At 58.5% G+C, this 20,511-nt stretch carries 13 protein-coding genes and 3 pseudogenes; all 16 read left to right on the forward strand.

From position 1 onward, the window contains the following. The first annotated feature begins 174 nt into the window (after window positions 1-174). Complete coding sequence (locus ACWHYZ_RS10200; RefSeq protein WP_447987152.1) at window positions 175-579, forward strand: PRC-barrel domain-containing protein; 405 nt, start codon at window positions 175-177, stop codon at window positions 577-579. Window positions 580-751: 172 nt separating this feature from the next. Beyond that, entirely contained in the window at window positions 752-940 is a 189-nt protein-coding gene (locus ACWHYZ_RS10205) for a hypothetical protein (RefSeq protein ID WP_447987153.1), read from the forward strand. Continuing rightward, a pseudogene (locus ACWHYZ_RS10210) lies at window positions 933-2,497 on the forward strand (phospholipase D family protein). Before ACWHYZ_RS10205 ends, ACWHYZ_RS10210 begins: the two are co-directional and overlap by 8 nt. 19 nt (window positions 2,498-2,516) lie before the next feature. Continuing rightward, window positions 2,517-2,846, forward strand: a pseudogene (locus ACWHYZ_RS10215) (LLM class flavin-dependent oxidoreductase); the annotation flags it as partial. A 310-nt stretch (window positions 2,847-3,156) separates the two neighbouring features. After that, window positions 3,157-5,250 carry a VTT domain-containing protein gene (locus ACWHYZ_RS10220; protein WP_447987154.1) on the forward strand — a complete coding sequence of 698 codons (2,094 nt, stop codon included), beginning with the start codon at window positions 3,157-3,159 and terminating at the stop codon, window positions 5,248-5,250. Window positions 5,251-5,934: 684 nt separating this feature from the next. Continuing rightward, window positions 5,935-6,705: a hypothetical protein gene (locus ACWHYZ_RS10225; RefSeq protein WP_447987155.1), complete on the forward strand. Its 771-nt coding sequence runs from the start codon at window positions 5,935-5,937 to the stop codon at window positions 6,703-6,705. Between the two features lie 69 nt (window positions 6,706-6,774). Further along, a complete protein-coding gene (speB, locus tag ACWHYZ_RS10230) occupies window positions 6,775-8,031 on the forward strand; it encodes an agmatinase (protein ID WP_447987156.1) in 1,257 nt (418 codons plus the stop codon). 631 nt (window positions 8,032-8,662) lie between these two features. Beyond that, window positions 8,663-9,919, forward strand: a complete 1,257-nt coding sequence (locus tag ACWHYZ_RS10235) for an agmatinase family protein (RefSeq protein WP_447987157.1) — start codon at window positions 8,663-8,665, stop codon at window positions 9,917-9,919. Between the two features lie 182 nt (window positions 9,920-10,101). Next, window positions 10,102-10,242, forward strand: coding sequence for a BON domain-containing protein (locus ACWHYZ_RS10240; protein ID WP_447987158.1), 141 nt, complete (start codon window positions 10,102-10,104; stop codon window positions 10,240-10,242). Window positions 10,243-10,373: 131 nt separating this feature from the next. Beyond that, window positions 10,374-11,738, forward strand: coding sequence for an alginate export family protein (locus ACWHYZ_RS10245; RefSeq protein WP_447987556.1), 1,365 nt, complete (start codon window positions 10,374-10,376; stop codon window positions 11,736-11,738). A gap of 128 nt (window positions 11,739-11,866) precedes the next feature. Then, window positions 11,867-13,489 carry an arylsulfatase gene (locus ACWHYZ_RS10250; RefSeq protein ID WP_447987557.1) on the forward strand — a complete coding sequence of 541 codons (1,623 nt, stop codon included), beginning with the start codon at window positions 11,867-11,869 and terminating at the stop codon, window positions 13,487-13,489. A gap of 423 nt (window positions 13,490-13,912) precedes the next feature. Continuing rightward, window positions 13,913-14,095 (forward strand): annotated as a pseudogene (locus ACWHYZ_RS10255) (SDR family NAD(P)-dependent oxidoreductase); the annotation flags it as partial. Between the two features lie 1,158 nt (window positions 14,096-15,253). Next, entirely contained in the window at window positions 15,254-15,532 is a 279-nt protein-coding gene (locus ACWHYZ_RS10260) for a hypothetical protein (RefSeq protein WP_447987159.1), read from the forward strand. 160 nt (window positions 15,533-15,692) lie between these two features. Continuing rightward, window positions 15,693-16,904, forward strand: coding sequence for an endonuclease/exonuclease/phosphatase family protein (locus ACWHYZ_RS10265; RefSeq protein WP_447987160.1), 1,212 nt, complete (start codon window positions 15,693-15,695; stop codon window positions 16,902-16,904). A gap of 528 nt (window positions 16,905-17,432) precedes the next feature. Beyond that, window positions 17,433-19,328, forward strand: a complete 1,896-nt coding sequence (gene nhaA, locus ACWHYZ_RS10270; protein ID WP_447987161.1) for a Na+/H+ antiporter NhaA — start codon at window positions 17,433-17,435, stop codon at window positions 19,326-19,328. A gap of 204 nt (window positions 19,329-19,532) precedes the next feature. Next, the gene (locus tag ACWHYZ_RS10275; RefSeq protein WP_447987558.1) at window positions 19,533-20,243 is read left to right on the forward strand and encodes an MgtC/SapB family protein; all 711 of its coding nucleotides are present in this window, start codon (window positions 19,533-19,535) and stop codon (window positions 20,241-20,243) included. Window positions 20,244-20,511 lie beyond the last annotated feature (268 nt).

The following is a 20,511-nucleotide window of genomic DNA, read 5'->3' on the forward strand; positions in this document are numbered from 1 at the left end:
TCCCTCATAATAGTTCTACATCACACTGTGGCATCCCTTGACATCCCGTTCCGCTTTGATCGGATAGCATGCCTCAACTTCTCGCTGTAATATCCCAAATACTATCGAGCAGCAGTGATTGAGCCGGCCGGTAGGATGCCGGCCTCCACGACAAACAGGAAAGGAGGCACCACGATGAAGGGAATCAGACTGATCATGATCATGCTGGGGATCATCGCGACAGTTCCAATGTCCGGACATGCGGTTGCCCAAGTGGCGGGATCGACGACCCTTGGTGTGGCGGCGGCGGAGATGCAGGGCATTATGAAGGGTTGGAGCGCCAAGAAACAGATTCTCGGTCAAACCCTGTACAACGAGAAGAATGAGAAGGTCGGCACGATCGATGACATCATCATCGCCCCTGACAAGGCTGTCTCCTACGCGATCGTCGGAGCCGGGGGGTTCATCGGTCTCGGGAAGCATGACGTGGCGATTCCCGTGGGACAGTTCAAGGAGGAAGGAGGCAAGTTCATCCTCCAGGGGGCCACTAAAGAGAGCATCAAGTCTATGCCGGAATTCGAATATGCAAAATCGCGATAGGCCGACGGGTGCGGCTACTGGCCATGCGAAAGCACGACAGGATGGATATGTCGTTGAGGAGCATCAGACATCGAATGCAACCGTAGCGGAAACGCGAGGGAGGTAACAGATACGAGATCTGATCATCGTCGGTTTCCATGAGAGGTATCAAGCGCGAGATGTACTGAATCAGTTGCGACGAAGGGAATTGGATTGGGTGATCGACCTCGACGATACCGTGGCGGTGAACCGCGATGCCATCAAACACATCAAGTCGGTGTCCGGCGTGAAAGATGTGATCGATGAGGTACACATCGGAAAAGTTCAACACAAGCAAGTTGAATTAGAGGAAGTGAGCGGGAGAGGGCCGGCGGATGCTTGACGCGATGAGCATGCGCAGAGGCATCGCAACTTGCATGTTGACTCTTTGCTTGGGCGCGGGCATGGGTGGGAAATGCGCTACTTTGCCGTCGCTGGAAAACCGCAGCATGTCCGTGGCCCTTGTCGACACCGGTGCCACCCAACTCGGGAGGGCGATCTCTCCGCTGGTCGACGAGCATCCTGGACACTCCGGCATTTACCCGCTGGTCGACGCGCGCGATGCGTTTGCCGCACGGGCTCTATTGGCGCAGGCCGCCGAGCGTTCTCTTGATGTGCAGTGTTACATCTGGAGAAAAGATCTGTCGGGTACCTTGCTGTTCGAGTCCCTCCGTGTCGCGGCCAATCGCGGTGTCCGTGTGAGGCTTTTGTTGGACGACAACAACACCGCCGGGCTCGACCCGACGCTCGCTGTACTCGATTCTCACCCGAACATCGAAGTTCGCCTTTTCAACCCATTGGCGATTCGCAACCCGCGCGCGCTCGGGTACGTGACAGACTTCTCTCGGGTCAATAGACGCATGCACAACAAGTCGTTTACCGCCGATAATCAAGCCACCATCATCGGAGGCCGCAATATAGGGGATGAGTACTTCGGCGCGACTGAGGTTGTCCTGTTTGTCGATCTCGACGTCCTTGCCGTGGGCCCCGTCGTACATGAGGTGTCACATGATTTTGACCGTTACTGGGCCAGCGAATCCTCATATCCCGTCGACCGCTTGTTACCACCCGCCACGTCCGCTCTCATCGTAGAACTCGCCTCGACTGCGCTGCTGGCCGAACGCCAGCCTGCATCCGTCGCGTACGTAAATGCGTTTCGCAAGTCTTCTTTTGTCCCTCAACTGGTTCAGGGGCGCTTGCCGCTGGAATGGGCCCACACCCGCATGGTCAGCGATGACCCTGCCAAAGGAATCGGCCTGGCTGCGCCTGAAGCCCTTTTGCCCAGAAGCTGAAGCTCATTATTGGCGAACCGACAACCGAGGTGGAACTGGTGTCGCCTTATTTCGTGCCCACCTCCGCGGGCGTTGACTCGTTTGTCGCTTTGACTCGACAGGACGTCAAAATCAGGGTGCTCACCAACTCGTTAGAGGCCACGGACGTGGCCACGGTTCATGCCGGCTATGCAAAGTCGCGCGTGCCGCTGCTTGAAGCCGGCATTACGCTTTACGAATTGCGCCGTTTGTCGCGGGATACCGGGGCAAATACAAGCGCCGGGCTGATGGGAAGCTCTGGTTCAAGCCTGCACGCAAAAACATTTTCGGTAGATCGTTCGCGAGTGTTCATTGGTTCGTTCAATTTCGATCCGCGGTCGGCGGAGCTGAACACCGAGATGGGCTTTGTGATCGAGAGTCCGGCACTAGCACGGCAAATCGAAGCCGCGTTCAACAGTAGCATTCCCGCTAATGCGTACGAAGTGCGCCTGGCGGACACCGGGCAGTTGTATTGGATCGAGCGTTGGGAAGGGGAGTTGGTGCGGCATGATACGGAGCCCGGCACGAGCTTTTGGCAACGTGCCGGGGTCTCGTTCATGTCGGTGTTACCGATCGAGTGGTTATTGTGATCTGAGTGCAACCGTTCAGATGCTCAGTGACCAGTTCCTGAAACCTACTATGCCTCTTTTCTCCATTCTCGATCTGGCATTTGTTTCGACAGGCCACACCCCGGCTGACGCATTGAGGCATTCGACAGACCTGGCGCAGCATGCCGAGCGCTGGGGATATCACCGGTTTTGGCTCGCCCAGCATCACAACCTGACCGGGATTGCGAGCGCGGCGACAGCGGTCGTGATCGGGTATATCGCGGGAGCGACGCGCACGATCCGCGTTGGCGCAGGCGGCATCATGCTGCCGAACCACGTGCCGTTGGTACAGCAGTTCACCAATCTCTTCCGCAGCACGCCCGGCCAGCTTCACGCACCCATCGATGACATCGAAACGTACTGGACGCCGCAGGAAAAGGCGCAGGCCTCTGCCATGCTCACGTATTCATTCGTCGGCTCGCGCCAAACCGTGCGCCACGGTTTACAGCAGTTCATCGAACAAACGTGTGTGGACGAAGTGATCGTCGTTTCGGCGATCTACGACCATCGGGGCGGCTTCACTCGTATGAAATCCTTGCAGACATCGTGTCTACCTGGCATCAAGCAGTGCATCCGACCGACACGTCCACTCGTGGCTCATGAATCGAGACGGTACACATGTGCCAGGCAGTCGGCTGCTTGTGCCTGGCCGGAACTGTTGGCGCATTGAGCGCGCGCATCGGCTCGCCTTTCTCATCGATGGTGCTGCGTATTTTGCCGCCGTGCGTTCCGCCATTGCACAGGCGAGACGCAGTGTGTTCATCCTTAGCTGGGACATCGACAGCCGAATTCGGCTCGTGCCCCAGGGCGCCAATGACGGTTATCCCGAAGCGCTCGGCGATTTTATCAGTGAAGTTGTCAGGCGGGAGCCCGACCTGCACGTGTACGTGCTCTCGTGGGACTTCGCGATGGTGTTTGCGATGGACCGCGAATGGATACCGCTTTACAAACTCGGCTGGCGCACGCACTCGCGCCCCCGACTGAGCTTTCGCCTCGACGACCGACATCCGGTCGGCGGTTCGCACCACCAGAAGGTTGTCGTCGTCGATGATGCGGTTGCGTTCGTCGGCGGACTCGATCTTACGCACGGCCGCTGGGATACACCTGAGCATCGCCGCGATGAGCCGCACCGACGCGATGCGCAAGGCATGCCGTCCCGGCCGTACCACGACGTGCGGGCGATCGTGGACGGGGCTGCGGCCCGCGCGCTCGGCGAACTCTGCCGCGATCGCTGGCACCGCGTGACCAGCCAACGAACACCTCCTGTCGATCAAGCGCCGGCTCACGATCCGTGGCCGCGCCTGCTCGTACCGGACATCACCGGCGTCGATGTCGCGATCGCGTGCACCGATCCCGGCTTCGTGACCGGGCGGCGCGTTGAAGAGATTCGCCACCTGTACGTCGACGCGATCTCATCGGCGACACGTTCGTTGTATCTTGAAAATCAATATTTCAGCTCGAGCGTCGTCGGGGCTGCGCTTGCGGCGCGTCTGCGTGCGGCCGACGGCCCCGAGGTGGTCGTCGTCTCCCGGTTGACGGAGGAAGGTTGGCTCGAAGAGCACACGATGGGAGTGCTGCGCGCGCTCCTGCACAAACGACTCCAAGACGCTGATGCGCATGGTCGTTACCGTCTGCTGTACCCGTATGTGCCGAATCCCCAGAAACCGAATCTGCTGAACGTGCACAGCAAGGTGCTCATCATGGATGATGAGCTGTGCAGCGTGAGTTCCGCCAACTTCAATAATCGCTCGATGGGATTCGACACCGAGTGCAATATCGTGATCGAAGCACGCGGCGAGGAGCGGACGAGGCGCGTGATTGCGGGTCTGCGCAACCGGTTGCTCGCGGAGCATCTGGGGACCAAGCCCGAGGAAGTTGCAGCGGAAATGATGCTCCGGAGCGGCAGCCTCATTCGGACGATCGATGCGCTGAGGCGTCCAGGCCGCACGCTTGAGCCGATCAACCCGGCGGTCTCTTCGGACATCGATCGTCTCGTGACCGCCGGCGCCCTCGTTGATCCGGAACGGCCCGCCGATCCCGAAGTGCTGGTCAAGGAATTCGTACCGCCGGACTTGAACAGACCCATAGCCGGCCGTATGGCACGCTTCGCCGCCGAATTGCTCGTGGTCGCTGCCGTGGCGGCGGTCTGGCGCTGGACGCCATGGCGAGACTGGATCTCGCCGCAATCGGTCGTCAGCGTCGCGGATTCGCCTTTGGCGGTTCTCGTCGTTCTCGCCGTCTACGTCGTGGCGGGGTTAATGGTCATTCCCATTACGATACTCGTCATCCTGACCGGCCTCATCTTCAGTCCGGCTCTCGGCAGCGTGTACGCTCTCAGCGGGGCATTGCTCAGCGCGGCCGTCACGTACTGGGCAGGCCGACGCCTGGGGCGTCACACGGTGCGTCGGCTCGCCGGAGCCCGGCTGAATCGCATCACACGCAGGCTTGCGAGGAAAGGCATGCTGGCTGTCGCGCTCACACGGCTGCTGCCGATCACGCCCTTCTCGATAGTCAATGCCGTCGCCGGCGCGTCGTACATCCGTCTGCGCGATTTCCTGCTCGGCACGGCGATAGGAGTGGCCCCTATGATCGCGCTGGCCGTCACGTTCGTGGCTTGCGTGAGGGCGGCGCTCGTCTATCCTGGTCCCGATACGTATGCCGAACTGGGGGCAGTCTCGGCGCTCGTCGCCTTCGCAGCCCTGTTCGTATGGCGTCGATTCGGGGCCGGCAATTGAACAACGCAGGTAGCGCGACGGGGCAAGATCGCGCTTGAAGTCAAATGATATTGTCAAACGATATTGAAGGATGCCGGCATTGTCGCGCGGCAAGCGTTACCGCCGTTTCAGCTATCCCACAAGATTCAGGACGCTCTCATCTCCGAGGCAACGTTCCTGATGATTCTCCTCTTTAGGCAGTCAAACGAGGTACGAGCACACGGCAGGCCTTTCATAAGAGGGCGAAGCCGCATCGCATGATTATCGCTCGCTGATACGACGATCACTTCGTCGCTCGTGCCACCGTTACCCACGATGGTGGATCCGGAAGAACTCGCCGATTGTGTCAGTGACGTGTTTTGAGCCAGTCCGGATCCGATCACGGCGGGCCCGTGAATCGTGCACTGTGCAGATGGCAGTCCATCGCATCTTAATAGGCAAAGGTTAAGACATACCGGTGATCTTGTCATGAGCGTTTCGACATTGCTCTCACCGTTTCTTGACATCTCATTTACCGTTTGCCGGATATCGTCTCCTCGACCTCTGACGATAATAAGCTCATGGACACCGAAGCACCAGGGGATGAAGTGCTCGTCATCCGGTCCGTCGCAAATAGAAGAGACTCGATCGACGGTCGATCGCACACCATCTTGAGAAGCGCCACGCGGCCGATACGGCATCGCTGCGTTTGGGGTTTCGAACGTCATGAGCATTCGACCTTGCGCCTTTCTTGACAGTCGTGGCTATCGATTGTGCCCTCTCTTTATCATATTCCTCTGCATAGGGGCGCTCCTGTGCGAACGAGCGGCCAAGGCAGAAGACAGGGATGACTGTCGCTTCATCTGCACGCCGTTACTCAGCGTGTTTCCCTCCGTCGTTCTCCAGGAGTTGTTTGTCCAACCGAGAGTGCGCTCGCTCATCACCGGCATGGAGCAAACCCTGAATCCCACCGCGCATTTTGGGACGATCTTCAACCTTCAAGTCCCGACCACGCTGCCACGGGTCAGTCTAGTCGGAAGAGTGGTCATTGTGTCCTTTGCAGACTCGGACACGAACCCCTTTACGGGCTATACAGCCAAAGATCTGGGGATCCAGTCGATTGACGAGAACGCACCGATCCTGGAGTACGGCGTCGGGCTGGACCTATTGAATAAACAGGAAACGAAGCAGTGGTTGGATCTCCAACTGAATATCCTGGCGCTCTTCGCTCCGGCATTTCAGCCGGGCGATTCGCGAGCGTACCACCACCAATTCGGTCCGGATCTCCTGGCGACATTCCACATCTTTCACTGGTTGCCCAAGGATAATTGGTTTAGAAACGTGAACTTTTATATGTTGCTCAAGTATCAGGCGACCGGATTGCCTCGGGCCGGTGATGTGGTGCCTAAGGACCAGTTGCTCTGGCTGAACAACGCCAGTCCTCTCGAACTCTGGATCGGCTTCGGGTTTCCGATCGCACCGTTATTTCCTCCCTAATGCAGGCCGGTTCCGTGCAAGTGGCGAGTCACCGTTCTGTCCACAATTCCGTAAACAGGAGGTGTCCCCATGCTCTTCTCCAGACGGCAATTCTTAAAGTTATCAGCCGGCACGGCGGCGGCCGCGGCGATGGCCGATGAAAGTCTGACGCTCGCGGCCGAGCGGGAGCGGGAAGGAGGCGAGGGTGCGCTCAACCGCGAGGGCGCATGGGCTCAGCAGGCCGAAGCTAACATCCCGGAGCGGCGACGGAAGGAGGCAACGGAACGCGGATTGGCGCATGGGCTGGAAGCGGCCCCATCGATTCGGGATCGCACCATCTCGACGTTCGCGCGCGGGGAATTGCCCTATTTCGCAGGCGAGAAAGGGACATTCCTCAAGTGTCCGTTCATGGACGACGTCCACCACGTCGGAGACGCCGAAGTCGTCATTTTGGGCGTCCCGCTCGACACCGGCACCACCTATCGACCCGGTGCGCGGTTCGGCCCCAGGGGCATTCGCCGGGCGACGAACGTGCTGACAACCTATGACTATGAATTGGGCGTGGATGTACGGGAACAGCTCAATGTAGTGGACATCGGGGATGTCTTCACGATTCCGGGGAACCTGGAGAAATCGTTCGATCAGATCAGCCGGGCTATGGATCACGTGGTCAAAGCCGGGGCGTTTCCGGTCGTGTTGGGAGGCGATCACTGCATCGGCTATCCGACCATTCGTGGGCTCGCACCCCACGTGTCGGGGAATGTTGGCATCATCCACTTCGACCGGCATAGCGATATGTCGGAATATGACCTGGACGAACGGATGCACACGACCCCCTTCTTTCATGCCACCAACATCCCGAATGCTCCTCCTGTCAATCTCGTGCAGATCGGGATCGGAGGCTGGCAAGGCTTTCGAGCCGGAGTCAATGTCAGCCGCAAGCGCCGTGCGACGGTCATCACTGTGGGGGATGTCGCGCGCGTGGGCATCGAGAAGATCGCCGAGATGGCGCTCGAGATCGCGTGGAGAGGGGCGAAAGCCGTGTATCTGTCCTTCGATATCGATGTCATTGACCCCGGATTTGCGCCCGGCACCGGCTTTCCTGGCCCCGGCGGCTTGTTGCCGCGAGAGGCGCTGGGATTGGTTCAACTCATCTCTCAGCCGGGCCTGGCCGGCATGGAGATCGTGGAATGCTCTCCACCGTATGATTGGGCCGAGCAGACCACATTAATCTCGGCGAACGTGGTCCTCGACTGCCTGGGCGTGCAGATCCGTTCGGGCAAGCTCGGCAAGAAGCCTTCGACGACCAAGCGGGAGGCATGGGGGCCTTATTCAAATAAAACGTGATCGCGAAGGCCGGAGAGCGCTCACCAGATGAACGCGATTCTCCTCGAGGAACAGGAGAAACAGAATAGCCGATCGCGATCGGGCCGGAGTCATCAAGTGCGAACGCTCCTTAAAGAAAGGGTAGCTGCAAGGAATCGATCTTCTGATATCGGTGATAGCGCAGAGCCTGTCTACTATTCAGGTAGAGCTCGGGATCCGTCGATTGACGAGAACGCACCGATCCTCGAGTAGGCTTCGCGCTGGACCAGTTGAAGAAGAGGAGACGAAGCAGTGGTTGGGTCTCCAACTGAATATCCTGACGCCCTTCGCTCTGGCCTTTCGACCGGGCGACCCGCGGGCGTAGAGGCACCAGTTAGGACCGGATCTCTTGGCGACAGTCCACATCTTCCACTGATTGCCGATGGACAATTGTTTCAGAAACGTGACCCTTTATTTATTGCTCAAGTATCACGCGACCGGATTGCCTCGGGCCGGCGACGTGATGCCCAAGGACCAGTTGCTCTGGCTCAGCAATGCCGGTCCTCTCGAACTCTGGATGGGCTTCGGGATTCCGATCGTTATTTCCTCCTTACCGCCTGGGCGCCACATCAAGTTCCAGTTACATACAGTTCGTTAACCAAGGAGGTGCACCATGCTTTTCTCACGACGACAGTTCTTAAAGCTATCAGCCGGCACGGCGGCGGCCGCAGCCATGGCCGATGAAAGTCTTACGCTCGCGGCGCAGCGGGAGCGGGAAGGGGGCGAGCGGGCGGTCAACCGTGAGGGTGCATGGGCTCAGCAGGCCGAAGCCGATATCCCCGAGCGGCGATTCAAGGAGGAAACGGAACGCGGGTTGGCGCAAGGACTGGAAGCTGCCCAGTCGATTCGGGATCGCACCATCTCGACCTTCGTGCGCGGGGAATTGCCGCATTTCGCGGGCGAGAAAGGGACGTTCCTCAAGTGTCCCTTCATGGAAGACGTGCACCACGTCGGAGACTCCGAGGTTGCCATTTTCGGCGTCCCGCTCGACACCGGCGCCACCTATCGACCCGGCACGCGGTTCGGCCCCAGAGGCATTCGCCGCGCGACAAATGTGTTTACACCGTATTCCTATGATCAAGGTGTGGATTTACGTGAGCAGCTCAATGTGGTGGACATCGGCGATGTCTTCACGATTCCGGGGAACCTCGAGAAATCGTTCGATCAGATCAGCCGGGCCATGGATCACGTGGTCAAAGCCGGGGCGTTTCCAGTCGTGTTGGGAGGCGATCACTCCATCGGCTATCCGACCATACGCGGTCTCGCGCCGCACATGTCCGGAAATGTCGGCATCGTTCACTTCGATCGGCATGTCGATACACAAGAATACGACCTCGACGAACGGATGCACACGACTCCGTTTTTTCACGCCACCAATATTCCGAATGCCCCCGCGGTCAATCTCGTCCAGATCGGGATCGGAGGGTGGCAGGCGCCCCGACCCGGCGTCAAGGTCGGCCGGAAGCGCGGCACGACGATTATCACCGTGGGGGACGTTGAGCGTGTCGGCATCGAGAAGATTGCGGAGATGGCATTGGAGATTGCATGGAAGGGCGCCAAGGCCGTGTATCTGTCCTTCGATATTGATGTTGTGGACTCGTGCTTTATCCCCGGCACGGGTTGGCCAGAGCCGGGCGGTTTGCTCCCGCGAGAGGCGCTCGGACTGGTCCGGCTCATCTCTCAGCCGGGCCTCGCCGGCATGGAGATCGTGGAATGCTCTCCTCCGTATGATTGGGCCGAGCAGACATCGCTAGTCTCGGCGCGCGTGATTCTCGACTCCCTTGCCTCGCAGTTACGCGCCGGCAAGCTCGGCAAAAAGCCTTCGACGACCAAGCGGGAGGCGTGGGGGCCTTATCCGAGTAAGATGTGACGGCCAAGGCCGGAGAGCGGTCACAATCGAACCACCGATTATTTGTCGGAAGAACACGAGAAACAGAGTTTCTGACCGCGATCCGGCCGGAGTCCTCGCAAGGTGAGAGCTGTGCTGCGATGTCGACCGTGAAAGAGGCGTAAGGCACGCCCCGGATGTGCGGACTGTTGATGTGGTGATCTTTGTCTCCGGCGGGCGTCGTCACTCTGAGGGCGACTGTATCGACTTCTCATCAGCGGTCTCGAGCCGAACAGCTGGCATCCGAAGTAGAAGGCGTCACCGCTGTCGTCAACGAGATCGTGGTGTCGAACGTCAGACCGTGAGACCATATTGGCCCATTCGGAAAGGTGAGAGAGGGCCATGGCGTGTTCATCGTGTAAAACAAGGACATTGTCGACAACCTGCCGGTCAACGCATGTTCCCGATACGCTATCGATCGAGGGTCCTTTTGATTGTGCTTTTGAGCCTCGCGGCGGCACTCGAAGCCAGGAGCCAAGAATTACTTCGTGAGGAGGAGAAGAATGGCAACTCCAAAGTCAAATACAATCTCGGCCTGTACGAACCGGCTTACGGAATCTATGACGAAATCCTGCAGCGAACGGAACCCGGGCCGGAGTCGCTGCGCGAGGTGCTGAGGCTCCCGACATGGCTCATTGTGGGCGGACAGCAGCGCACCCGGTATGAAACCCTCAACGGACGCTGGCGGGCGGGCGAACAGGGGTCCGACCAGCAGGTGGCGCTGCGGACGAGGCTCTTCTTTGCCGTCAAGGATATCTTCGATCCGGTGCGGTTCACCTTCGAGCTGCAAGACTCGCGGGCGATCTTAACCGATACCGGCTCGTTTACGAGTGACGCCGTCAACAAGACCGATATCCAGCAACTCCACCTCGATCTCGTCTCCACCAATTTTTTGGGAACCGGACAACCTACCATCCTCAGCATTGGACGCATCAACATGGACATCGGCCGCCGCCGATGGGTGGCGAGGAATACGTTCCGGAATACCACCCAAGCCTTTGATGGCGTGCACTGGCGATTGGGCGACGAGAAGCGATGGCATGTCAGAGCCTTCTTGGTCGAGCCGGTTGACATTCTGCCGGAACGATTGGATAAGGCGGCACCGGCGCAACGCAATACCCTATGGGGTCTCTATGTAGAATCACGCCGGCTGCCGTGGTTCCATACGGCCTTCCAGTACTTCGGCCATCGCAGCGCTGGCCCTCACCGAGATTTCGACATGCTCGGTCTGCGGCTGTTTCGCCCCGGCGAGGCGGGCACGTTTCAATACGAGATCGAGTCATCGTACCAATTCGGGGATATCAGTTCGGCCGCGAAGTTTGCCTATTTTCAACATGGTGAAATCGGGTACACCTTCGAGGCGACGTGGACGCCGCAAGTGTTGGTGCGATTCGATTACGCCTCCAATGGCTTCGATACATTGTACGGGGCGCGCGCGTTCGAATTGATTCCGACCGGCATTTTCGGCCCCTTCGAACGCAGCAATATCGTCTCACCCGGCTACCGAATCATGGTCACGCCGACGGAGCGCATGAGCCTCTTTGTGCAGCATCGCGCGTGGTGGCTGGCCAATGACGAGGGACCATGGGTCGGCACCGGCCTTCAGGATCCAACCGGCCGATCAGGCCGTTTCCTCGGACAGACGGTAGAATTGCGCGCCCGTTGGGGTTTGATTGAAAACGTCTATATGCAGGCCGGCTATGTTCACTTTGCATACGGGTCCTATCCGAGACAGGTTCCGGGCGGGCCAACTCAGGATCATGCCGACTATGCTTACGTGCAGGCCGAGCTTATGTTCTGATGAACACCCCATGCTCTCTTTGCCTGCCGGCATGAGATCGCAAGGAGCATCCACGAGAAGGACTTTCGCTTCGGGTCTTAGACAAATAAAGGAGATTAGCCATGCGTACAATTCTATGCCTGGCGCTTATGGTGATAGGTTCGCTTTTCGCTCAGTGGGAGCGGGCCGAAGCTCGAGACGCGCGGCCGAACATTCTCGTGATCGTGACGGACGACATGGGCTTCTCCGACTGGGGTGCGTTCGGGGGCGAGATCCACACGCCGAACCTCGACCGGCTTGCGGCCGAGGGAGTCAGAATCACGAATTTTTACACGGCGCCGACCTGCTCGCCCACGCGCGCCATGCTGCTGACCGGCATCGATCACCATCTGGTGGGATTAGGCACGATGGGAGAAATATTGCAGCCTAACCAAAAGGGCAAGCCCGGCTACGAGGGTTACCTGAACGATCGAGCGGTCACGCTGCCCGAGCTTCTTATCGATGCCGGCTATGCCACCATGATGTCGGGAAAATGGCATCTGGGCGAGGCCATCGAGCAGGATCCCTCCCGGAGGGGCTTTGCACACGCCTTTACGATGCTGGAAGGCGGCGCCAGCCACTTTGCAGATGAGTGGATGCTCTATCGCGACTACACGCCGGTCTATCGAGAGGACGGTCGGCGGATTCATCTGCCCGTGGGATTTTATTCCTCTGATTTCTATACGAGCAAGATAAGGGAGTGGCTCAAAGCGAAACAGGACAACCGTCCATTTTTCGCCTATCTTGCCTTTACTGCTCCGCATGATCCCCTCCACATTCCCGATGATCGATTGGGAGACTATGCGGGGGTCTACAACGCCGGCTACGATGTGTTAGCACGCGCCCGCTTAGCCCGGATGAAAGCGCTTGGTATCGTCCGAGACGACGTTGTCCCGTCTCCGCGCCCTTCTTTCATTCCCGCCTGGGACGCGCTCACCTCGCAACAGCAGGCGATTTCCTCCCGGGCCATGGAAATCTATGCCTCGATGATCAAGACGGTCGACGACAATGTCGGACGCCTCGTTGAGACCTTAAGAGAGCTGGATGTCTACGACAACACGCTCATTATCGCGTTTTCGGACAATGGCGCAAACGGACATGCCATGACGGATTATGTGGACACAGACGCAGCCTGGCTTGAACGGAATTCCGACAATCGGTTTGACAACCTCGGGAGGCGTGCATCACGGGTCTCCGTAGGGCCAGGCTGGGCACTCGCCGGCATGGCGCCCTTTCGGATGTTCAAGGGCTATGTCAGTGAGGGTGGCATGCGTTCGCCGCTGATCGTGAAGGGTCCGGGCGTGGCACGTAACGGTGAGATCAGCCACACGGTGGCCGATGTCCGCGATATCATGCCGACCGTCCTAGATTACGCCGGTGTTCCGCATGCCGGCACGTATAAGGGACGCGAGGTCCTTCCCATGCAGGGCCGATCAATGGCGTCTTTTCTGGAAGCGAAAGTACAGACGGTGCATGACCCAGATCACGTGTTCGGCTTCGAGCTATTCGGATGGCGCGGGGTTCGCCAAGGTCCCTGGAAGGCCACGTGGATTGGGCCGCCTGTCGGTCCTTCGGACTGGCAACTGTTCAATCTGGATCAGGACCCAGGAGAAACACGGGATCTTGCACACGAGCAGCCGGATCGACTGATGAAGCTCACGGCTCTTTGGAAGAAGTATGCGGACGAGGTGGGACTCGTGCTCCCTGAAAAACCATCATTCACGGCGCGTTAGCCCGCATCACACGAGAGGGTGATAATCCTAACGATGGCCTCAGGTATGAGCGGGGTTAGAGTAGAACACAATGCCGGCTTTAACCCTGTTCGCGATTCTCGAGCAGTAATGCCTAATCAACGAGTCCACATCGCCCTTTTCCATCAGTCGACATTCCATTCAGCTTTCGCCCGATACTGATAGATCAAACTCTCTCTTCATAATCAATTCCGACGTGACTTTCGTGACTTTGCTGGAGTCCCGGTTTCGGTAAAAGTTCGGGTGCTGGTGCATGCAAGGGGAGACAGTTCCATCTCCACACAGAACTCTGTGATGCCGATGATCGACGAGAGTCAACGGCGAACTCCTATCCGAAAACGATCCACTGCGAAGCTCGAATCCACAATGCCAATAGACGCACGAGCGTCGAAATAAGGAGTCCGTATGGAGATCACACTCAAGCCGATCAATGAGCAGGTGGTCGTGATCACGGGTGCATCGAGCGGCATCGGGCGTGAGACCGCGCTACAGTTCGCTGCACGTGGAGCAAAGGTCGTCGCCGCGGCGAACGGGGAAGCGGCGCTGCAGTCGTTGGTCCGTCAAATCGAGCAACTCGGCGGCGAAGCCCATTGGAAGAAAAAGCACCCCTTGTGCCGAGCGGCCTAATGGAATGTCCAAGACCGATGTCGCGACACGGCTACATCTGCAGCGGCCTCCTCCGTCGGCACGCCCTTACAATCCATGCTATGCGCCATCCACAACAAAGTGCTGTCCTCCCCGATAGCGACGGCAGACGCTTCCTCGTAGGCTGATTTTCGAAGCATCATCGCTCCTGTCGCGGCCAAGGGACCGAAGCAAGAAAAAACACTAGGAGGATCTCGAAAAAGGCTTCCAACTTTGTTCTCGCGTTGCTCAGGGACTCAACGTACTGCCCTGAGTACGCCTCGCCCCTTCGTTCGCTGCGGCCGCGTTAGAAGTCCTTTTTGAACATCCTGCGTTCCCTGGTGACCCTGTCGGTGCAGACCGTACTCTCAACCTACTAGCCCGAATTATTGATGAGTACCTGCTGCAGCGGCCGATCCTCTCGCCCGGCGCGGCTTTTCTCGTTCTGTTTCCTCGACGGACCGCACGTCCGCCTGTGTCCATCTCACGTGCGAGAAGCCTATGGGAAGGGACGCGTCTTGGCGGGTCTGGGGTGGGCGGGTGAAATGAGGGACTTCGGTCTCGGCCGCTTCGCGGCGGCATTCATAAATAATCCGGGCTAGTGGCTCATGAATCGCGACGGTACACATGTGCCACGCAGAGGACTGCTTGTTCTCAAGACTTATCCTCGACGGTTTCGTCGTTTGAGCAACGGGATGATGTTCTAGTTGACTGTGGTTCGATCTGAACTAAGGCCCGCCTGACCGGGCGTCGACAAGACGTGGCATTGTCTCTACAAGTCCCTACCGCTTGGACGACAGAAAGAAGACTACGCTTCCGATTGGGGGCAGGATATCTCTGTGTCACGCTATGTCCGCAGATAATGGATGGGCTTGCAGCGACGAATGCCCTCGACGAGGTGTGTGACTGCACGATAACAACATCGGAAAGGACGCTTCCGTGAGTGGCATGCCTCGTCGGGAAGGCAATCGTACAATCACACCCTGTAGGGCGCGTCTCCCCGCTGTCGCACTTCTCCTCTTGTTTTCAACCTGTACGAATGTGGGTCCTCATCCATCCCCTCAATGGTCACAAGTCGGTATTTCGGACTTCACGAGTATTGCGGGACGTTGGGAAGGCACGATGCAAAGAAGCCCGCAGAGCCCACGAATCGTTGGCGATGACTGGGTCCAAGTCGTGATCCGACAGGATGGTAAGTATGCCTTCCAGAATTACCGACTCATTGGCGTGTTCAAAGGGCAAGGCAAACTGACCATAGCAGATGGAAAGGCGACGGCTCGGACGGAGGAAGGGGGAGTGTCCTTCATGTTATTTGAGGCAGATGGAACACGGATGCTACGAGCGCATGGAGTGTCGAACGACGGGATTGAATATTCGTCCGATCTGAGGCCGGGGAGGTAGCGTGCGGACCTACAGCGTCATCGCCATGGTTCGGTGAGACCCTACATTATGATGTTGACCTATGTTCATATGGTGATGCGGCGGCAGTGCTGAGCGATAAAACGAAGACAACGCGATGGTCATGCCGCCAAGCGCTGGTGTTATGGCGACCGACTCCTGCATGAAACGATGTATGCATGTCGGTGTCGCGGTGATCATTGTTTGCTCTTTCTCGACAGCCTGCGCGCATTCCGATTATCACTTTCTTGGTGAAGGGGTTCCAGGCCCAACTCCGATGGAGCACTTTAGAATATTGACTTACAACGTCCTGCACGGGTTCGAAGTAAGCGATTCCTCTATCACACCGATCGAATCGGAAGAGGCCCGGGCGGCACGGTTCAATCTCCAAACTCAACAATTATCTCTGGTTCAACCTGATGTGATGCTCCTTCAGGAGGTCAACCCATTACCTGGAGAGGCCCAAGCGTATGTCACTGCGCTGAAGAAGGTTGGGCTAGCGTACACCGAGGTGCATCAAGCGGATGCCTGCGGCATTCGCCTATTCGGGTGGGGAATTGTTCCAGGCTTGAATAACGGTCTGGCCGTTCTAGCCAAAACCCCGCTGCGGGTGCGCAAGCTGAAAGGGCTCAAGCTGAGTGGTGGAATCGGACGCTGCGGTGATTGTTTTGGTCTGCAGTTGAGTGAGCTTCGATACGCGCTCATCGCGGAGGTTGAGAATCCCGCAACGGGGAATAGATTGCTGGTCGTCAGCCTGCACTTGCATTCCGGCATCGAAAGAGCTTCCTATTTTCTCCGGAGAGTGGCTGAAGTCGAGGAACACGGAGGATTTCCGCGCGAGGAGTTGCAAGACTTCGTTGCGGCTGTTGAACAGGGCAAAAACAGACGACTGCAGGAGATACGCGTGTTAGTGAAGGAATTGTCAAGGCTTCTAGCCGAGGAGACGTATCTCGGAGCGATCGTCGGAGGGGATTTCAACTTTGAACCGGACTCCCGGGAGTATCGCGAGCTGCGGCGTGTGGGGCTGAGAGATACCTACACAATCCCAGGTCTCAGCAGTTATGAATACAGCTATGATCCGGTGCGCAACCCGCTCGCCGGACAAGAAAACGAACTCACCTTGCCGCCCTCGCTTCGCCGGGCCATGACGAGTCTTTCAGAAGATGAACAACAGAGGATTGTCGAAGGCTACCGGGAAGTCATGGGCCAGGGGAGACGGATTGATTATTTGTTCCACATGGGGAGGCCCCCGAACAATCCTCGTAGATGTCTACGGCAGGAACTGTTTGGAACACCTACGACTGTCGTTGCTCAACCTGGGTCCGATCACTACGGCGTCCTGAATACGTACATCGCCGATCCATCGGAGTGTTGACCATATTCCATGCGACGTCGGCCGTTCTTCTCCTAGGAGTCTGCCCGAGTCATGCCATTCTATTGCGGCAAACGATCTGCAGGCATCCGCGTCGTTCTCGGCCCGAAAAAATCCTCAACGTATTCCCTCGGGAAGGAGCGTGTCTTGGCACGCTTGGGGCGGGTGGGTGTAGTAATAAGCTACGCCTGCGGTTTTTCGCACCCGGGCCTCGCATCTGCCAGGCATCTCTTTTTCCTCGCAACGAAGGATTACTCGGACAGACTCCTAGCTTCCACTCTTTTTGTGAGACAACGGACCATGCTCAAGATGGTCATCATCATTGGAAACAGACGACAGGGGCGTCAGGATGAGACCCTTGTCTGCCGGGTATTGACCTCGCGACGCCCCGATACCGAGTGCCAAAGAGGCTGCGGAGCAAGGATACGGGGTCTCGCATTCTGCTTGTTCACTGTGTCCCGCGGCGTAACCGCAATTGAGCCGAATCGAAGCACGCGCGTGGAGAAAGGACCGTGGGTTTGATGGTGCTGCATGGCCGATAAACGACCCGTCACACTCGATCGTCCGGTCGATGTGCGCCGCGATCACGTCTTGGGAAATTCCGAGGCCGACATGACACTGGTTGAGTACGGCAGCTACGCCTGCCGGCGGTGTCATGCCGTCCATGAAATGGTCTCGAATCTACGGGACCGATTTGGAGACCGACTGCGGTACGTCTTTCGGCATCGCCCCGACGCCGATAGCGACGATGCGTCACGAGCCGCCGAGCTTGCGGAATACGCCTTCGAGGCGACCGGCCGGTTCTGGGCTATTCACGATGCCCTGATGAAACGCGGGCCGACGCTCACCTCCGACGACTTCGCTCAGATCGCCGCCGAGTTCAGTGTGCCGGACCGGGACGAGAATGCGCCTGCATGGCGAGCGGCTCAACACAAAGTGCGGGACGATGCCGAGAGCGCACGGCGCAGCGGCGCCCTCGTGACGCCGACCTTCTTTATCAACGATCGTCGCTATGAGGGGCCGTGGGATGAGAGTTCGGTGGCCGAGGCGCTGTTGGGCTCGCTCGGGCATCGGATGCAAACTGCGGCCCTGGACTTCGGACGATGGGGGCCATCGGCCGGGTTGCTCCTCCTGATCATGTCGGTGCTCGCCATCGTGCTCACCAACTCGCCCATCGGCCCGGCGTTCGAATTGTGGTGGAGCCGGCCGTTTGGGATTCAAGTTGGCGGCAGGGCGTTCACCCTGCCGCTCGTGAATTGGATCAACGACGGGCTCCTATCCATCTTTTTCCTGGTCGTCGGACTGGAAATCAAGCGCGAGCTCACCGTCGGCCACCTGGCCACGCGACAAACGGCTGCGCTTCCGGTGATTGCCGCGGCCGGCGGTATCATCGTACCGGCACTCGTCTACCTCCTGGTGGTGCCATCCGGACCGCTCATGGCAGGATGGGCGATTCCCACGTTGACCGACACCGCGTTTGCGGTCGCCCTGATCGTGTTGCTCGGCGACCGCGTCCCGGTCGAGCTTCGGGTGTTCCTGACCGCGGCCGTCATTCTCGATGATTTGGTGGCGATCATAATCATCGCCCTGTTCTACTCGGGTGAGCTCCATATGGGTTACCTGCTCGCTTCGGCGGCCGCAACCGGTCTGCTGATGGCGCTCAACCACTGGGGCGTGTATCGCCCGTTGCCGTACGCCGTCCTCGGAGTGCTCCTGTGGGTGTGCGTACACAAGGGGGGGCTCCACGCGACGCTTGCAGGGGTGATTCTGGCCGCTGTTACGCCGACGCGGCCCCCAGCGAATTTGCGTGCACTGCTGGCGCAGGCCGAAACAGTGATACAGGCGGAAATGAGGCGCAACGGGGACGCCGTGATGCGACATGGCCCGTCCGAACCGGCCCTGCGGGCGTTGGATGCGATTCATGACCGTATCGATTCGCCCGCGAACAAACTGCTTCGCTCGGTGGAACCCTGGTCCAGCTATGCCGTGTTGCCGGTTTTTGCTCTAGCCAATGCCGGCGTCCTCTGGTCCTCCGAGGTATTCGAAGGGCACGGGCGCCTGATCCTGGCGATCATCCTGGCACTGGTTCTCGGAAAACCGCTCGGGATCGGCGTGTTCGCGTGGATTGCGGTGCACAGTGGCATTGCCGTGAAGCCTGAAGTGTATACATGGCGCCAGTTGTTCGGCGCCGGCGCGCTCGCTGGAATCGGCTTCACGATGTCGCTCTTCATCGCAGGGCAGGCGTTTCCGGATCCCGCGGATTACGCCGCCGCAAAGATCGCGATCTTCCTCGCTTCCTTCGTGGCAGGAGGAGTCGGGGCAGCGATTCTATGGCCGAGAAGGGCAGACGGACATGCCGCTCCGGATTCCGACCGTGCGGGCGATCAAGCGGAGTCCATGGGAACCCTCAAACGAACGCCGGCGTGATGACCCTGCTCGGGGCCGGTCATAGAAGCGGACGTTCGGCTCGTTGAACCTCCGTCCTTTTCACGACCCATCGAAACGCTGCCCACAAAGACTAGGACGCAGCGATCCCGTCGTCGACACTGCTATATCGCCCGCACGTAACCACGTATTGAAGTGCGGCACATCGGTCGCTTGGCAGATGGAGCCGGCGGGAAGAACGAGATGATCATGTGGCTTGAATTGGTCCCCCCGTTGGGCATCGCCCTATTGCTTGGGGCGGCAATTGGATTCGAACGGCAATGGCGACAACGAGGGGCCGGTCTCCGAACGAACGCGTTGGTCGCATTAGGCGCCGCTGCCTTCGTGACATTGCCGAGGCTTATCGGCGAAGAGCAAATGCCTACTCGGATGGCTGCACAAGTCGTGTCTGGAATCGGCTTCTTGGGTGGCGGCGTCATTCTCCGGGAGGGCTTAAACGTCAGAGGGCTCAATACCGCCGCCACACTGTGGTGCTCAGGTGCGGTGGGGACGCTGGCGGGTTCAGGGTTCCTGCCCGCCGCGACACTCGTGGCCGGTCTCGTCGTCACCGCCAATGTCCTTTTGCGGCCCATTGGGCAGCTGATCAACCGGCAGCCGTTAGAGAGTTCCGAAGTCGAGGTGACCTATCGGTTGCAAGTGACCTGTCTGGATCGAGAGGAGCAACATATTCGTATGCTGCTCCTGCAAGCGGTCGCGCGCGATGTGTTCATACTCAAGGCCTTGCGCAGTGCGGACATTGCCGAGGGCAACCTCGTCAGCGTGGTGGCCGAGGTTGTCACGGTTGGACGGAGTGATCACGCGGTTGAACAAATTATGGAGCGACTCAGCTTGGAGCCGGGAACCAAAACCATCAGCTGGGAAATCGTCGCGCAGGACGAAAAGGACACCACAGTATAGACCGAGTGCATCCTACCTGCTCGTATCTCTCGTGCCTTCCACACGGGTGGGGTTTCATGCTTCAGACGTCTTGGATCGTGTTTCCTTCATCTTGCGCACATGGAATCCGAAACGGGGCACATAAAATATCCGGCTCATACCGTGCCTGGTCGTAGGTCGAACCATACTTATGGGCGGACTCAATCGTTTTAGTCTTTGCTTAGGGCAACGTGGGACGAGATCAGTTCGTAATCGCCCCCTCGTCAACGGCTCAAACCTGATCGCGACC

The sequence above is a fragment of the Nitrospira sp. Nam74 genome, from assembly GCF_965152615.1.

Excerpts from the sequence above, each read along its gene's own strand:
- ACWHYZ_RS10200 (WP_447987152.1), top strand. The coding sequence starts at position 175 with ATGAAGGGAATCAGACTGATCATGATCATGCTGGGGATCATCGCGACA.
- ACWHYZ_RS10225 (WP_447987155.1), top strand. The coding sequence starts at position 5,935 with ATGAGCATTCGACCTTGCGCCTTTCTTGACAGTCGTGGCTATCGATTG.
- speB (WP_447987156.1), top strand. The coding sequence starts at position 6,775 with ATGCTCTTCTCCAGACGGCAATTCTTAAAGTTATCAGCCGGCACGGCG.
- ACWHYZ_RS10235 (WP_447987157.1), top strand. The coding sequence starts at position 8,663 with ATGCTTTTCTCACGACGACAGTTCTTAAAGCTATCAGCCGGCACGGCG.
- ACWHYZ_RS10250 (WP_447987557.1), top strand. The coding sequence starts at position 11,867 with ATGGTGATAGGTTCGCTTTTCGCTCAGTGGGAGCGGGCCGAAGCTCGA.
- ACWHYZ_RS10260 (WP_447987159.1), top strand. The coding sequence starts at position 15,254 with ATGCAAAGAAGCCCGCAGAGCCCACGAATCGTTGGCGATGACTGGGTC.
- ACWHYZ_RS10265 (WP_447987160.1), top strand. The coding sequence starts at position 15,693 with ATGAAACGATGTATGCATGTCGGTGTCGCGGTGATCATTGTTTGCTCT.
- nhaA (WP_447987161.1), top strand. The coding sequence starts at position 17,433 with ATGGCCGATAAACGACCCGTCACACTCGATCGTCCGGTCGATGTGCGC.